This window comes from Aeromonas sp. s10 (assembly GCF_040907975.1).
Lineage (GTDB): Bacteria > Pseudomonadota > Gammaproteobacteria > Enterobacterales > Aeromonadaceae > Aeromonas > Aeromonas caviae.
The window spans coordinates 327,105-342,868 of the sequence record NZ_JBFOCV010000006.1 but is presented as its reverse complement, the minus strand read 5'-3'; the positions used below and the strand labels follow the sequence as shown (position 1 = coordinate 342,868).

Annotated in this window: 9 protein-coding genes; 4 read left to right on the top strand and 5 right to left on the bottom strand. The window is 66.5% G+C overall.

Annotation, left to right across the window (positions count from 1 at the left end; all coding sequences use genetic code 11):
• Positions 1-10: 10 nt before the first annotated feature.
• The 3 genes from amoA to amoH are packed head-to-tail and all read left to right on the top strand — an operon-like array spanning position 11 to position 8,579.
• Complete coding sequence (gene amoA, locus AB5Y59_RS02065) at positions 11-760, top strand: amonabactin biosynthesis protein AmoA (protein ID WP_368211393.1); 750 nt, start codon at positions 11-13, stop codon at positions 758-760.
• A gap of 14 nt (positions 761-774) precedes the next feature.
• Complete coding sequence (gene amoG, locus AB5Y59_RS02060) at positions 775-7,038, top strand: amonabactin biosynthesis non-ribosomal peptide synthetase AmoG (RefSeq protein ID WP_368211392.1); 6,264 nt, start codon at positions 775-777, stop codon at positions 7,036-7,038.
• Complete coding sequence (gene amoH / locus AB5Y59_RS02055; protein ID WP_368211390.1) at positions 7,035-8,579, top strand: amonabactin biosynthesis glycine adenylation protein AmoH; 1,545 nt, start codon at positions 7,035-7,037, stop codon at positions 8,577-8,579. Before amoG ends, amoH begins: the two co-directional genes overlap by 4 nt.
• 206 nt (positions 8,580-8,785) lie before the next feature.
• On the opposite strand, the gene AB5Y59_RS02050 is transcribed toward amoH, so the two are convergent.
• Entirely contained in the window at positions 8,786-9,724 is a 939-nt protein-coding gene (locus tag AB5Y59_RS02050; RefSeq protein ID WP_368211388.1) for an ABC transporter substrate-binding protein, read from the bottom strand.
• Positions 9,725-9,909: 185 nt separating this feature from the next.
• Here AB5Y59_RS02050 and AB5Y59_RS02045 point away from each other — a divergent pair, with 185 nt between their 5' ends.
• Positions 9,910-10,641, top strand: coding sequence for a 4'-phosphopantetheinyl transferase (locus AB5Y59_RS02045; protein ID WP_368211387.1), 732 nt, complete (start codon positions 9,910-9,912; stop codon positions 10,639-10,641).
• A 90-nt stretch (positions 10,642-10,731) separates the two neighbouring features.
• On the opposite strand, the gene AB5Y59_RS02040 is transcribed toward AB5Y59_RS02045, so the two are convergent.
• The 4 genes from AB5Y59_RS02040 to AB5Y59_RS02025 all read right to left on the bottom strand — a co-directional run bounded on the left by AB5Y59_RS02040 (position 10,732) and on the right by AB5Y59_RS02025 (position 15,724).
• A complete protein-coding gene (locus AB5Y59_RS02040) occupies positions 10,732-11,550 on the bottom strand; it encodes an amonabactin ABC transporter ATP-binding protein (RefSeq protein WP_124244602.1) in 819 nt (272 codons plus the stop codon).
• 43 nt (positions 11,551-11,593) lie between these two features.
• Positions 11,594-12,643, bottom strand: coding sequence for an amonabactin ABC transporter permease subunit 1 (locus AB5Y59_RS02035; protein WP_039038895.1), 1,050 nt, complete (start codon positions 12,641-12,643; stop codon positions 11,594-11,596).
• 12 nt (positions 12,644-12,655) lie between these two features.
• Complete coding sequence (locus AB5Y59_RS02030; protein ID WP_010674444.1) at positions 12,656-13,672, bottom strand: amonabactin ABC transporter permease subunit 2; 1,017 nt, start codon at positions 13,670-13,672, stop codon at positions 12,656-12,658.
• 78 nt (positions 13,673-13,750) lie between these two features.
• Positions 13,751-15,724, bottom strand: a complete 1,974-nt coding sequence (locus AB5Y59_RS02025) for a siderophore amonabactin TonB-dependent receptor (RefSeq protein ID WP_010674445.1) — start codon at positions 15,722-15,724, stop codon at positions 13,751-13,753.
• Positions 15,725-15,764 lie beyond the last annotated feature (40 nt).

The window sequence follows — 15,764 nt, the reverse complement described above, 5'->3', positions numbered from 1 at the left end:
GCAACAAGCAATGGCCCTTGATTTCACTGGCAAGCGGGTCTGGGTGACCGGGGCCGGGCGCGGCATCGGCCGCGAGGTGGCCACGCAGTTCGTGGCGGCCGGCGCATCCGTGGTGGGGCTGGATCTGGCGTTTCCCGAAGCCGATTACCCCTATGCCACCCGGCTGCTCGATATCGGCGACTCGAAGGCGGTCAACGCCTGCTGCGCAGCGCTGCTGGCGGACGGCGGGCTGGATGTGCTGGTGAACGGGGCCGGGGTGCTGCGCCTCGGCCCCACCGAGACTCTGAGCGATGACGACTGGCACGGCTGCATGACGGTCAACGCCAGCGGCGTCTTCTATCTGCTGCGGGCCCTGGTGCCCCACTTCAAGGGGCAGCAGCGCGGTGCCATCGTCACCATCGGCTCCAACGCCGCCCATGTGCCGCGCATGCAGATGGCGGCCTATTGTGCCTCCAAGGCGGCGGTCACCAGCCTGACCCAGACGGTGGGGCTGGAGCTGGCCCCCTTCGGCGTGCGCGCCAACCTGGTGTCGCCGGGCTCGACGGATACCCCCATGCTGCGCGGCATGCTGCCAAGCGAGGAGGCCATGGCCCGCACCATTGCCGGGTTGCCGGAGCAGTTCAAGCTCGGCATCCCCTTGTGCAAGGTAGCCACCCCGGCGGAGATCGCCCATACCGTCCTCTTCCTGGCCTCGGATCTGGCCAGCCACATCACGCTGCAGGATCTGGTCGTCGACGGCGGCGCCACCCTGAGTGCCTGAGGCTTGAGAAACAGATGAACAATATGATTTTGCTGTTGAAACAGCTGGAACGGCAGGGAGTGAAGCTGGCGCTGAACGACAAGGGCCAGCTTATCTCCCAGTCGAGCAAGGAGGCGGTGACGCCGGCCATCGGCGCCACCATCAAGGCCCACAAGGATGAGCTGGTGCGCTGCCTGGCGGCCCGCGCCGCCTTCGAGGCGCCCATTGCCTCCGAGGGCGCCCGGCAGGGGCCGCTCTCGTCCTCCCAGAGCGGACTCTGGTTTATCGAGCAGTACGAAGAGGCCTCCCACCTCTACAATATGCCGGTCTACTTCAGGGTGAGCGGCGAGCTGGACACGGCGGCGCTGGAGTTTGCCTTCGACCACCTGTTTGCCCGCCACCCCAGCATGCGTACCCGCTTCATCAAGGACGAAGCGGGAAGGGGGGCGCAGGAGATCCTGCCCCATACGCCCTTCAAGCTGCAGATTGAGGACGTGAGCGCAGAGCCCGCTGCCGAGCGCGAGGCCTATGTGGCCCGCCGGGTGCGCGAGGAGATAGGCCGCCCCTTCTCCCTGACCCAGGGGGATCTGAGCCGGGTGCACCTGATCCGGCTGGGCAGCCGCGAGCACGTACTGCTGATCACCCAGCACCACATCATCTCCGATGGCTGGTCGGTCAAGAACATGTTCGCGGATCTCAAGCGCGCCTTTCTTGCCCATCAGAACCGCGAGCCCCTGCAGGTGAGCGAACTGCCGCTCACCTACCTCGACTATGCCCGCTGGTTCAACTCGGACCGTTTTCTCGATTATCACGCCGAGTTCAAGCCGTTCTGGGTCGATCGGCTCGGTGGCAGCCCCGAGGTGCACGGTCTGCCGCTCGACAAGCCGCGCCCGGCCCATCAGGACAGCGGCGGCGAGCTGGTCTTCTCCACCATCGAGAGCGACCTGTGGGAGAGCTTCAAGCGTTTGTGCCAACGGCACAGCACCTCCAACTTCATCGGTCTGCACGCCCTGTTTGCCTTGCTGATGGTGCGCCAGAGCGGCGAGAAGGAGGTGGTGATCGGCACCCCGCTCGCCTATCGCGAGCGCCACGAGATCGAGTCCCTGGTGGGCTTTTTCGTCAATACCCTGGTGTTGCGCACCCGGCTTGAGGGGCGCCCCAGCTTTGTCGATTATCTGCAGCAGTGCCGGGAGGAGGATCTGGCGGCCTTCGATCACCAGCTATACCGTTTCGAGGCGCTGGCCGAGGCCATCGGCGCCGATCGCACCACCGCCATCAACCCCATCTTCCAGATCATGCTGGTCTATCAGGCCAAGGTGGACTTCAACGATCTCATCCCCGGTTGCCAGCTGGTGGAGGAGACCTCTCCTGTGTTGCCGGCCAAGACCGACATCTCGGTCAAGGTGACCGAGCTGATGGACTCCGTCAGGGTGGACTGGCTGTTCGCCACCGCCCTGTTCGAGCGAGAGACCATCCAGGCTTATGCCGATCGCCTGCTGCACCTGATGCGCGCCGTGGTGGCGGCTCCCGAGACCGACATCTGGCAGTTGCCGCTGGAGGCGGGCACCGACCAGGCCGCGCTGGCCGCCGAGCTTGCCGACCTGCCGCGGGATTACCCGAGCCGCGACACCCTGCTCTGTCATATCGAGCGGCGCGCTATTCAGTTGCCGGACGCGCTGGCGGTGAGCGACGGTGCGCAATCGTTGACCTATGGCGAGCTGGAGGTGCGAGCCAACCAGTTGGCTCACTGGCTGCTGGCTCAGGGCGTCACCCCGGGCGCCGCCATCGGCATCCAGGCCAGGCGCGATGTGGCCTTCGTTATCGCCCTGCTCGCCTGCTGGAAGGCGGGGGCGGCCTATGTACCGCTCGATCCTGCCTATCCCGCCGAGCGGCTGGCCCATATCCTCACTGATGCATCCATCAGCCTGGTGCTGGGTGGCGTGCCGGACCCGCGGCTTGGGGAGGCGCTGGCGGGTACGACTGCCGCGTATCACGATCTGCACCAGCTTGCGCTGGACAAGATGCCAGCCAGCACGCCCGCACTGCCCCGGGACGCCGCCATGCTGGCCCAGATCATCTACACCTCCGGCAGCACCGGCCTGCCCAAGGGGGTCATGGTGGAGCAGGGCAGCCTGGTCAACCTGATGGCGGATCACGGCGAACGTATCGCCCTCGATCAGAATGGCGCCATGTTCAACTGCATGTCTCTGTCGTTCGATGCAGGCAACATGACCAGCTTGCTGCCCCTCTACTGCGGCGCGGCCCTGCACTTCGGCGAGCCGGGCGAGGGGGTGATCGGTGCCGCGATCGCTTGCGGCGCCAGCCATATGATTTTGCCGACCACTTTGCTGGCGAACCTGCTGCCACCGACGGATCTCGGTTCCCTCAAGGCCATCGGCTTTGGCGGCGAAGCGTGCCCGAGCAGCCTGGTGGAGCGTTGGGGAGAGCGGGTGGCCCTGTTCAACATGTACGGCCCGACCGAGTGCACCGTCACCGCGCTCTGCGCGCGGCTCACTCCGGGGGCGCCCATCACAATCGGTCGACCCGTCAACCACCTGAAGGCGCTGATCCTGGACGAGGCGGGCAACCCCTGCCCGGTGGGAGTGCCCGGCGAGCTCTGCCTGGCGGGGCTGGGGCTGGCCCGCGGCTACCTCAATCTGCCGGAGCGTACCCAGGAGGCCTTTATCGAGCTGGCGATGGCGGAACGTACCCATCGCCTCTATCGCACCGGCGATCGGGCCCTGCTGCGCCGCGATGGCAACATCCAGTATCTGGGCCGGATAGACGAGCAGATCAAGCTGCGCGGCTATCGCATCGAGCCGGGTGAGATAGAGACCCGGCTTGCCGAATTGTGCCCGGTCATCCGCCAGATCAAGGTGGTGGTGCAGGAGGGTCGTCTGCTCGCTTACGCCTGTTTGCAGGCCGGGGCCAGGGAGCCTGACGGCGATGCCCTGCTGCAGCGAGCCGGCGAGTGCCTGCCCGAATACATGGTGCCGGCACGCCTCTGCTGGTTGCCCGAGATGCCGCTCACCCCCAACGGCAAGCTGGACTTGCGCCGACTGCCCGCCATCGTCTGGCAGCAGAGCAAGGGCGAGCCGCAAAACGAACTGGAGCAGACCGTGCTCGCCATCTGGCAAGGGGTGCTCAAGCAACCGCTCGGGGTGGAGGATGACTTCTTCCGGTTGGGCGGTGACTCCATCCTCAGCATCCAGCTCACCACCCGGTTGCGGGATGCGGGGCTGCACTGCAGCGTGAAGGACGTGTTCGAAGCCAAGACGGTGCGCCGCCTCTGCCGCCAGCTCGGCCAGCAGCAGGCGGTCAGCCACAGGAGCGAGCAGGGCAGCCTGACCGGCGAGTTCCCGCTCCACCCCATTCAGCACTGGTTCTTCGAGCAGGGCTTTGCCAAATCCGGTCACTGGAACCAGGGGGTGATCCTGCGCCTGCCGGCCGGGGTGGACGATGAGGCCCTGCGCGGCTGGTTGAATACCCTGCGCCAGCACCACGATGCCCTGCGTCTGGCGGTGACCCCGACCGGCCAGCGCTACCTGGCCGAACTGCCATTGCCGCCACTGCCGACCCTGGATGCCGCCAATCTCGATGAGACCGAGCTGCAGGCCCGCCTGACCGAGCTGCAGGGAGAGCTCGACCCTGCCAGCGGCCACACCCTGGCCTGGGCCCGCCTGCGCAATCTATCCCTCGAAGGGGAGCGCGAGGGCGAGACGGTGGAGGGGCTCTTCCTCGCCTTCCATCACCTGGTGATCGATGCCGTCTCCTGGCGCATTCTGGCCGAGGATCTGGCCCGGGTGAGCAGGGGCGAGCCGCTGCCCGCCAAGGGCAGCAGCTATCGCCAGTGGGGCGAGGGGCTCGCGGCCTACGCCAAACGGGAAGAGGATCAGCTTGGCTTCTGGTTGGCTCAGGGGGAGGGCAGCCAGGGTCACCTGCTGGAAGCGGCGCGCGCCGCCGATGGCCGCGCCGCCGCCAGCCTGCTGCAACTGAGTCAGGAGACCACTGCCCGGCTCATCGACACCGCCAACCAGGCCTACTTCACCCGGGTGCCCGACCTGCTGCTGGCGGCACTGACCCGCACCCTGAGCGAGCTGGGTTATGGCGCACGTCATTGCGTGATGCTGGAAGGGCACGGCCGTGAGGCCATCGATGCGGAACTCGACGTGAGCCGTACCCTGGGCTGGTTCACCAGCACCTACCCGCTGGCACTGGCGGATGCCAAGGAGTGGGACGCGCTGGTCTGCGCCACCAAGGAGCAGCTGCGCGCCGTGCCGGACAAAGGGGTGGGCTTCAACGCCCTGCGACTGCACCACCCACGTGGGGCTGAGCTGCCCCAGGCCCTTGCCGTCTTCAACTACCTGGGGGTCAGCCATCAGGGCGAGGCTGCTCAGCCCTGGCAGCCTCTGCCGATGGCACCTGGGGCCCCCACGTCCCCTGACAACCTGCCGCGCGAGCTGGTCAGCCTGCACGGTGGCGTGTTTGATGGCCGTCTCACCCTGCGCCAGGTGGGCGCCCTCAACCAGCAGGCGAGCGACGCCCTGATGGCGCGGCTGGCGGACAACCTGACGGCGCTGGTGGAGCACTGCTGCACGGTGAAGGCTCCGCGCCATACCCCGAGCGACTTCCCGGGGCTTGGCCTCTCGCAAGCCGCGCTCGATGGGGTGCTGAGCGGACGCGAAGTGGAGACCCTGCTGCCCATGACCTCGCTTCAGCAGAGCATGTTCCATCACAGGGCGTTGCTGCCCCGAGATCACGCCTATCACCTGCAGACCGAGATGGACTATCACCAGCCGTTGGACGTGGCGGTCTACCGTCAGGCCTGGCAGGGGCAGATCGCCCGCTGGCCGGCCCTTCGCAGCGAGCTGGTGCTGGCGGACGGGGTGGCGCTCCAGCGCATCCTCAAGCACGCCGAGTTGCCATTCCACTATGAGGACTTGTCTGAAGTGGAAAATGCAGAGACACGGGTCCAGGCCTATCGCGAGCAGGATCTGGCCAGCCCGATCCCGCTGGAACAGGCCCCCCTGCTGCGCCTTGCCTGTTTCAAATTGGCCCCCGATCACCACAAGGTGATCTTCAGCGCCCATCACGGCGTGCTGGATGGCTGGAGCGGTCCCGTGTTGCTGGGTTCCTTGCATCGCGCCTATCAGGCGCTGATGAACGGCCTGTTGCCGCAGGGCGAGCCGGATACCGCCTGGCTCGAATTTGGCCGCCATATCGCCAGCCAAACCCGCAGCGCCGACGCCTATTGGCAGGGGCGGGAGGAGCTGCTAACAAAGCCTAACGATCTCGCCTGCCTGTTCGGGGTGACGCTGGACGCAGGCTCAAGCGGGCGCCATACCCAGCAGCGACCGGCGGTGTGCGCCACGGCGCTGCCGGCCGAGGTGGCGACCCTGCTCGCCCATCGTGCCCGCGACCTTGGCGTGACCGCGGGCCTGTTGGCCCAATATGCCTGGCACCGTCTGCTGGCACGCCGCTCTGGCGATGCCGTCACCCTGGTGGGCAACGTGACCCCGGGCCGGGATTACCCCATCGAGGGGATCACCGCGAGCGTCGGGCTCTACATCAACAGCCTGCCGTTGGCGCTTGAGTGGCGCACCGAGCTGACCCTTGCCGAGCATATCGCCCGGTTGCAGACCGATCTGATGGCGCTCAACGAGCACGGCACCCAGTCGCTGGCGGCATTGACCAAAGGCCGAGCACGCCTGTTCCAGAGTCTGTTCGTGTTCGAGAACTACCCCATGCCGGCGGCCCCTGTCGCCCCCGAACCCCACCAGCTGGTGCCGCGCTTTGGCACCGTGGTGGAGAAGGTGGAGCTGCCGCTCTCCTTGGTGGTCAGCAGCCGGGGTGAGACGCTCCAGCTGCGCCTCGAGTTCGATGGCGAGCAGATCCCCGAGGCACGGGCAGAGGCGGTGCTGGCTGACTGGCTGGTCGAGCTCGACTGGCTGGCGCAGGCGGATCTGAGCCAACCGGCCAGTGTGGTGGCGACGGCACTGCCCCCGGTGATGCCGCAGGTGGCCGCCACCAGGACGGAGCCCGGTCTGGCTCAGCCGCCGGCCGAGGCCCGCGTGCTGGTGGCTCTGTGGGAGCGCCAGTGCGGCGTGCCCGGCATCTGGCAGCAGACCCTGTGTGAACTCGGGGTGGATTCGGTGCAGCAGCTCGCCCTGCTGGCGGCCCTCAACGAGGCGTTCGCACAGGATCGAGCGCCGCTCACCCTGCAGACCCTCAAGGCCCATCCATCCCCCAGCCGGCTCTACCGACACTGGCTGGTGCGCCAAACGGAGGCCGCGCTATGACGGTGACCATCAAGCATGAGGCTCCGCTCGTGCAAACCCGGCCTGCCCCCCGCGAGGGGGCGGCCAACCTAGGCGCGCGGCTGGCGGCATGTCTGGCCGCCACCCCGCTGGCCCCCGCCATCCGTATGGGCGGGGAGGGCATCAGTGAGGGCGGATCAGATGAGCAGTGGCTCAGCTACGGCGCACTCAATGATCGAGTGGCCCAGATTGCCGCCCGATTGCAGGGGCTGGCGGTGGGGGAGCGGGTCGGCCTCTATCTCTCCCGCAGCCCCGATCTGGTGGCCAGCCTGCTGGCCTGCCTGCGCCTCGGTCTCACCTTCGTGCCCCTTGAACCGGATTTTCCGGTGGAACGACTGCAGGGGATCGCTCGCCAGGCGCGCCTGTCGGCGGTGATCTGCGACGGCGACAGACCGGCTCCCGCCTTCGGTTGTCCGCTGCGCACTCTCGACGGGCCGGCAGCTGCAGGGCCCGTCTCCTGGCCCCAGGTGGATGATGCCCTGGCTGCCTACATGATGTTCACCTCGGGCTCCACCGGCGAGCCCAAGGGGGTGGTCATCAGCCGGCGGGCCCTGCTCTGCTTCCTCGACGGGATCCGCGAGCGGCTCGGGCTCTCACCGAACTGCCACTGGCTCTTCATCACCACCCCGGCCTTCGACATCTCCCTGCTGGAGATGCTGGGGCCGCTCTGGGGTGGTGGCCGGCTGACGGTGGCCGGCGGTGAGCACAACAAGGATCCCCTGGGGATGCTGGCCTTGCTCGAGGCCGACCCCTCCATCAACTGGCTGCAGGCCACCCCGGCGTGCTGGCGCATGCTGCTCAAGGCGGGCTGGCAGGGGCGCAATACCCTCACCGCCCTGTGCGGTGGCGAGGCGCTGGACCCAGGTCTGGCCGAGCAGCTCTGTGCCCGCACCCGGCGGCTGTGGAACTGCTACGGGCCGACCGAGGCCACTGTCTGGTCCCTGGTGAGCGAGGTGCGCTGGCCGCCGGTTGGCGGGCAGATCACCATCAGCCACAGCCTGCCCGGCTATCGTCACTGGGTGCTGGACGAGGCGGGGCAGCCGGTGGCAGAGGGGGAGTGCGGCGAGCTCTGCATCGAGAGCCCGGCCCTGTGCGAGGGGTACTGGCGCAAGCCGGCCTTGACCAGCGCCGCCTTCCTGCGCCTTGCCACCCATCGCCTCTATCGCACTGGCGATCGGGTGCGCCTCCTTGGGGCGGACCGCTTCCTCTATCTGGGGCGGCGTGACGATCAGATCAAGCTGCGGGGTTTTCGCATCGAGCTCGGCGAGGTGGAGGCGGGACTGCGCCACCAGGCCGGGGTGCAGGAGGCGGCGGTGCGTCTGGTGGGCGAGGGGGACGAGGCCATGCTGGTGGGCTACGTGGAGGCGAAAAGCGGGGTGACTCTCAATCGGCTGGCCCTGCGCAAGGGGCTGCAGGCGACGTTGCCGCACTACATGGTGCCGGCGCGGCTCATCCTGCTGGATGTCCTGCCCAAGACCAGCAGTGGCAAGCTCGACAGAAAGGCGCTGCCATTGCCGGTGTGACAAAGGGCTTGCAGGCTCGATGCCTCAACAACAGGGTGCTGGCACGGATCCTCTTGCTGGATGCCCTGCCCAAGACCGGGAGCGGCAAGCTCGACAGAAAGGCGCTGCCCTTGCCCGAGTAGGCGGCCTTGCCGGGCGGTAAGAGCGATGGATAAAAAAGAAGCCCGCATCATGCGGGCTTCTTGTTGGCTGTAAACCGAGGGGGCTTAGTGAGCGATGGGGGCGGCATCCGGTTTGGTGAGCAGGCGCTCGACGTCGTCGATCACCTTGAGGGCCGCCTGGGGGCCGCCGGTGGAGGTCCAGAGTGACCCGTCCACGGCGCCGAAGCGCTTGCCCTTGATGGCGCCGAGCTGCTGGAAGGCCGGAGTCTGCTCGGCCTGCTTCATGGCATCCACCGCATCCCCGCTGGTGCTGAGGGTGCCGATCACCAGCCAGTCACCGTCCAGCAGGTTGAGGGACTCGAGGCTCAGGGCCGGGGAGTGGGGGCTCTTGTCGCCAATCTGGTGGGAGGGGCGGGTGAGCCCCATCTCGGTGACCACGCTGCTGGCGAAGGTGCCGCCGTGCATGTAGCTCGGCCCCTTGGGGTTCCAGCGCACTATGCTCATCTGTTCCCCCTGATGCTGGGCGAGCTTGCTGCGGGCCTCTGCCAGGCGGGCCTCATACTGGGTGAGGAACGCCTTGGCCTCGGCCCCCCGGTTCATCGCGTCGGCGCTGCGACCGAATACGGTTTTCCAGGGCTCGCCCCAGTTGCCGGTGACGACGGTGGGGGCTATCTCCTTGAGCAGGGCGAGGAGCTCGGGCTTGGTCTGGCCGGTGAGGATGAGGTCCGGCTCCAGATCGATGAGGGTCTCCAGATTGGGGTTGTCCAGATCCCCGACCACGGCGATCTCCTTGCCCGCCTTGTCCAGCAGATAGCGGGGCAGGGTGGACTGGCCGCGCCCATTGACGGTGCCCACCGGCTGCACCCCCAGAGTCAGGGCGCTGTCGAGATCGAGTTCGCTCAACACGACGACCCGCCGGGGCGCATCGGGGACGCTCTGGGACTGGCCGTTGGCATCGATGACCTGGCGGCTGCCCGCCTGGGCCTGGAAGCCCGTCAGGCTGGCCAGCATGAGCAAGGTGGCCAGCGGGGAGAAGATCTTCATGGTGACATCCTTATGGGTGAAATCGGTGGGCCGGAGTCTGTGGAAAGTGCCTGAGAGCCGCCCGGCCAGCCCCGAATGGGCGGGGACATGCTACCACAAAGCAAGTGAGAAGCGTTGTCATTTGTATTTGTGGCATGACCTCGGCTTGCTTTGGTACCATCGCAGACCCCTGTCAGGAGCCTTTCATGTTGCCTCGTTGTCCCTCACTCGATGGATCCTTTGTCCGTCAATCCGATACCCTGTGCCTGCCGGGTCTTGAGACGCTGCCTCTTCATCGGGTCTGTTTTGATCCCGCCGCCTTCTCGCCGGAGTGCTTTGGGGCACAGGGCATCACCCTGCCTGCTTCATTGCAGGGGGCTGCCCCCAAGCGCCTCGGGGAGTTTCTGGCGGGGCGTCTCGCAGCCCGTGAGGCCCTGCGTCCCTTCTGTCTTGCAGGATGCAGCGTGGCCATCGGAGCGGCCCGGGAGCCGCTCTGGCCTGAAGGGGTGGAGGGGAGCATCAGCCACAGCCGGCTGGCGGGAGAGGGGGTGGCCCTGTGTGCGGTGCGCCTGGGCCAGGAGGGAATAGGGCTGGATCTGGAGGCCTGGCTCGATGGCGACCAAGGGGCGCAGCTCTGGCCCGGCATCATGGATGGGGAGGAGTGGGGACGGCTGGAGGCGGGGGTTCACGACGCCCAGCTGAGCCTAGCAGAGGGACTGACCCTGGTGTTTTCCGCCAAGGAGAGCCTCTTCAAGGGGCTCTATCCCCGGGTGGGGCGCTACTTTGACTTTCTCGATGCCCGCTGGCTCGCCATGACGGCGCAGACTCTCACCCTGGAGCTCAAATGCCCGCTGACGCCGACCCTGCCCGCCGGCTGGCGCGCCACCCTGCACTGGCAAGCCCTGCCGGGGGGCGTGCTTACCGTCTTGCTGCTGTGAGCACGATACCAGCGCCCGGATAACGCCAACGCAAAGCCCAGAGAAAGAAACCGCCATCAGGCGGTTTCTTTCTCTGGCACAGGGTCTTGCTCAGGCCGACACGTCATGGTCGGCACGCAGGCGGGGCACTTCGTCAGCGCGTCGGCGGGGCACGATGACAGGGGCCCCGTCGCCGGGGGCGTGCAGTATGTCCACATCGGTCTGGTAGAGGCGATCGATGAGGGGCTTGGTCACCACCTCCCGGGCCGGGCCCATGGCCTGGATGGCGCCATCCCCCAGGGCAATCAGCTCGTCGCAGTAGCGGGCGGCGGTGGCGAGATCGTGGATGACGATAAGCACCGTCTTGCCCTCGGCGGCGACCCGATGGATGGCCTCCATCACCTCGGTCTGGTGGCCGATGTCCAGCGCGCTGGTGGGCTCGTCCAGCAAGATGATGTCCGCATCCTGGGCCAGCACCATGGCGAGCCACACCCGCTGGGCCTGACCGCCGGACAGCGAACTGGCGCTCTGGTGCCAGATGGCATCGAGCTGCATCCGCTCCCGGGCCCAGTCCACCATGCGGGCATCTTCCTCGCTCCACTGATTGAACCAGCCCTGATGGGGATGGCGGCCGTATTGCACCAGCTGCTCCACCAGGATACCGGGGGGGACCAGGGGACGCTGGGGCAGATAGGCGAGTTCCCGAGCCAGGGCTTTGGCGCCATAGGCACCGAGTGGCTTCTCCTTGAGCAGGATCTCCCCGGACCGGGGCTGCTCCTGTCCCGCAAGGAGCTTGAGCAGCGTGGATTTGCCGCCGCCGTTGGGGCCGACGATCCCCACCAGCTTGCCCCGGGGGAGGGAGAAGGAGATCTCCTTGAAGATGGTCTTTTGCGGGTAGCCGAACTGGAGTCGGTTCACGGTGAGCGTCATCGGGCGGCCCTCGGTCTGTATTGAAAATGGATGAATGCCATGGTCAGTCGGCCTTCTGGCGATCTTTGAGCAGGATGAAGAGCAGCAGCAGGCCGCCGAGAATGCGGGTCATGATGCCGGTAGCCACTTCGTGGGGGCTGGCCAGCACCCGCACCAGGGTGTCGCTGGCGAGCAGCATCAGGGCGCCGCACAGGGCGGCAATCCAGAGCGGCACGATGCGATCCCGGCTGAGCCAGGAGGCAAGGATGGGTGCCGCCATGGCGATGAAGACCACGGGGCCGCCGATGGCGGTGCCAAGGGCTGCGACGATGATGGCCTGGGCCAGCACCCCGAGCTGGACCCGGTTCACGTTGACCCCGAGAGTACGGGCGGTGACCGGTCCCAGGCGCAGCACGCCGAGGGAGCGGGAGAGACAGACGGTCCAGGGGCAGATGAGCAGGAGCAGCAGGCTTACCGGCAGCAAGGTGCCATAGCCCTGACCGACGAAGTTGCCCATGTTCCACAGATAGAGGCTGGTGAGGTGCACCAGGGACTGGGTGGACATGACGAACTGGCCGAGGGCATTCATCAGCTCCGAGACCCCGATGCCGATCACCACGAACAGGTAGCCCTGCTCCCCCGGCTTGTTGCACAGGGCATAGAGCACGGCGGCGGCAAACAGGGCGCCGAAGGGGGCGGCCCACCAGGGCCAGGTACCCAGGGTCAAATAGAGGGAGAAGATGATGATGGCAAGGGATGCCCCCTCGTTGACCCCGATCATGTCCGGGGTGGCGAGGCGGTTGCGCACCAGGGTCTGCACCAGGCAGCCCGAGAGTCCCATGGCGGCGCCGGCCACCAGCACTGCCAACAGGCGCGGCAGGCGGATCTTGAAGACGGTTACCTGATCGAGTCGGCTTCCCTCCCCGAGCAGGGTCTGGATCACCCCCATCATGGTGATCTTGCCGGAACCCAGGGTGAGGGCCAGCAGGGAGAGCAGGGTGAGGGCGACCAGGAGCCCCAGCGTGATGAGCCAGGCGCGACGGTGCAGCAACAGGGTGTGGCTGCCAAGGCGAAGGCAGAGGGTGCCGCTCGGGAGTGAGAGAGAGTTCTTCATGGGCGTGGCACCTTATTTGACGGCCAGCAGGGAGCGGAAGCCGCCGCTGCGCACCACCAGGATGAGCACGGGCGCCCCGATGAGCGCCAGAATGACGCCGTTGGGCAGCTCGTAGGGCTGGATCAGCCAGCGGGCCAGCACATCGGCTCCGAGCAGAAAGAGCACCCCGAACAGGGCGGAGAAGCGCACCTGGATGGCGAGGCGAACCGGCTCCACCAGGCGGGCGCAGTAGGCGGCGAGGAAGCCGACAAAGCCGATGGGACCAGCGATGGCGATGGCGCAGGCGGTGAAGAGCGTTGCGGCCAGGAGCACGCCGATCCGCACCCGGGTGGGGCGGATGCCGAGGGCCCTGGACTGGTGATCCCCCATCTGCATCAGGGTGAGAGGGCGACAGAGCGCCAGTGTCAGCAGCAGAGCGGCCAGGGCGAAGGGGACCACGGTGAGTACCGCTTCCAGACTGGAGGCGGCAAGGGACCCTAAGTTCCAGAAGCGGAACTGCTCCAGCACCACCCGGTTGGAGAGCAGCAGGAAGTTGGAAAGACCGCCGAAGGTGGCGGAGAGGGCGACCCCTACCAGGATGAGCTTGAGGGGGTTGGAGCGCCCCACCATGAGGCCGAGGCCCAGCACGATGAGGTTGCCGAGCAGGGCCCCCATGCCGGACCAGAGCAGATACCCGTAGGCGGATTCGACGCCAAACCAGGTGAGGCCGATCACCAGAGCAAAGACGGCGCCGGCATTGACCCCGAGCAGGCCGGGTTCGGCCAGAGGGTTGCGGGTGGCACTTTGCAGCATGGAAGCCGCCAGGGAGAGTGACGCCCCCACCACCAGGGCTGCCAGGGTGCGGGGCAGGCGCAGGGTATGGACTATCATGGCGAGCTTTTCATCGGCCACGAAGGCGGGATCGCCCATCAGGAAACCGGCGACCTCGCGGCCACCATAGACACCGGCCCCGGTGGCCAGTGACAGACAAATCAGTAGGAAGAGGAGCAGCACGCCGAGCCAGAACAGCCGAGCTTGGTATCTGAGCACTCAATGACTCCTTGAATTCGGGGAGGCAGAAACGCAAAAAGGGAGCCCCGCGACCGGGGCTCCCGTATACAGGATGGATTACAGCTTGTAATCGACCCCTGCGTAGACGGTGCGACCTTCCAGGATGAAGTCGGCGTCGGTCGCCACCTCGTCACGCTGGGTGTTGGTGAGGTTGGTGATGCCGAGCTTGAAGTCCAGGGCCGGCGTGACGGTCCACTTGGTGTTCACGTCCAGGGTCTGGTAATGCTTGGAGGTGAATGCCTGGGCGTTGCGGGCCGGCACCTTGATCACCTGGCTGCCGACATACTGCCAGGCCAGGTTGGCGCTGACCACGTCGCTCGCCTTCCAGTCCAGGCCGATGTTGCCGGTGTGATCCGGGGTCTTGGCCAGATCGTCACCCGTGCTCTTGTCTTCGGAGTCGAGCAGGGTCAGGTTGCCGGTCAGCTGCACGTTGTCCAGCACGTCGAACCAGCCGGTCAGCTCCAGCCCCTTGATGCGGGCCTTCTTGACGTTGAGGTAGGTCATGACGGTCGGACGGTAGCCCGGGCCCCACTGATCGCTCTGGATCAGATCCTCGATCTCGTTGTGGAAGCCGGTCACGCCTGCACCGAAGCGATCGGCGTTGTAGGCGGTGCCAAGCTCGTAGCTGACGGAGGTTTCCGGCTTCAGATCCGGGTTGCCTATCACCTTGCAGGCGCCGCGGCAGGCGGTGGTGGCGAACCCTTCGCTGGACTGGGCCAGGGTCGGGGCCTTGAACGCCTTGCCGGCGCCGCCCTTGATCACCCACTCGTCACTCAGGGAGTAGAGGGCGTAGGCACGGGGGCTGAACTCGTTGCCATAGGTCTCGTGGTGATCCAGACGGCCGGAGAGCGTCAGGGCCAGATCCCCAAAGCCGAACTCGTCTTGCAGGTAGAGGGCGCTCTGGCTCGCATCCACGCTGCCGTTCTGGATGCTGCGGCTGTGCTCCAGCTCGGTCTTGCGGAACTCTGCACCCGAGGTCAGCAGGTGATCCCCGAGGTAGCCGCTCAACTGGCCATCCACCGTGTTGTTGGTCTGGGTGATGTCGGCGGCGCCACCGTTGAGCTGGGAGTCATCCATCAGATCGGTCTGCTCGAAGTAGTAACGAGCGCGGCTGTCGAAGTGTTCCCAACGGCCGTTATGGGTCAGCCCCAGGCTCAGGCGATCGAGTTTCTGCACGTTGTGGGGGGTGGCCGGTGCGGTCGGGGCACGGGGCACGTTGTTGAAGTAGCTGTCCATGTCGTTCTGGTTGTAACCCAGATCGAAGTCGATGTCCTGGTTGTCGGCCACCAGCCACTTCAGGCTGGAGAGCACGTTGACCACTTCCCGTTTCTCCAGGGCGTCGGCATCCGGGTTGTTGGACTGCTCGCTCTTCCAGCGATCCCGCTGATAGCCTTCCACCACCACGCTGCCCAGCAGCTTGTTGTCGATGAGGGCGCCGGAGACGAAGGCGCTACCCTGGTTGGCATCCCCGCCATCCCCCTTGGTGGGCATGGTGTGGGTGTAGCCGACGGCCGCTTCGGTGTTCTCCTTGGCCTGGCGCAGGATCACGTTGACCACGCCGCCGAGGGCATCGGCCCCGTACAGGGAGGAGACGGGACCGCGGATCACTTCGATGCGCTCGATGGCGGCCATGGGGATGGAGCTTAAGTCGAAGTCGTTGCCAAAGGAGCTGCCCAGGGTCTCGCGGGCGTTGACCCGCTTGCCGTTGACCAGCAGCAGGGTGTAGTCACCGCCCATGCCGCGGATCTTGATCTCGTTGCGACCCGTGGGGTTGGTGCCGATGATGTTGACACCGGGCACGTGCTTGAGGGCATCGCCGATGTTGTTGACGTTCATCTTGTCCAGATCGGCGCGGGTGACCACGGAGACGCTGGCCGGGGCGGTCAGCTCGGTGTGCTTGGTCTGGGTGGCGGTGACCACCACCGTCTCGTTGGCCTTGACGGACTCGGCCTGGGCCAGGCCCGGTACGGCCAGCAGACCAAGGGAGAGCAGAATGGGGTTCAGTTTAAAGAGGCCGTGCTGCAACTGCATTGTCAAAAACTCCATGGATATAACTGAGGTTATGGGGTCC

Bases quoted from the DNA above. Each gene is read 5' to 3' on its own strand.
- AB5Y59_RS02050 (WP_368211388.1), bottom strand. From the start codon at position 9,724: ATGAAGATCTTCTCCCCGCTGGCCACCTTGCTCATGCTGGCCAGCCTG.
- amoA (WP_368211393.1), top strand. From the start codon at position 11: ATGGCCCTTGATTTCACTGGCAAGCGGGTCTGGGTGACCGGGGCCGGG.
- AB5Y59_RS02035 (WP_039038895.1), bottom strand. From the start codon at position 12,643: ATGAAGAACTCTCTCTCACTCCCGAGCGGCACCCTCTGCCTTCGCCTT.
- amoH (WP_368211390.1), top strand. From the start codon at position 7,035: ATGACGGTGACCATCAAGCATGAGGCTCCGCTCGTGCAAACCCGGCCT.
- AB5Y59_RS02045 (WP_368211387.1), top strand. From the start codon at position 9,910: ATGTTGCCTCGTTGTCCCTCACTCGATGGATCCTTTGTCCGTCAATCC.
- amoG (WP_368211392.1), top strand. From the start codon at position 775: ATGAACAATATGATTTTGCTGTTGAAACAGCTGGAACGGCAGGGAGTG.
- AB5Y59_RS02040 (WP_124244602.1), bottom strand. From the start codon at position 11,550: ATGACGCTCACCGTGAACCGACTCCAGTTCGGCTACCCGCAAAAGACC.
- AB5Y59_RS02025 (WP_010674445.1), bottom strand. From the start codon at position 15,724: ATGCAGTTGCAGCACGGCCTCTTTAAACTGAACCCCATTCTGCTCTCC.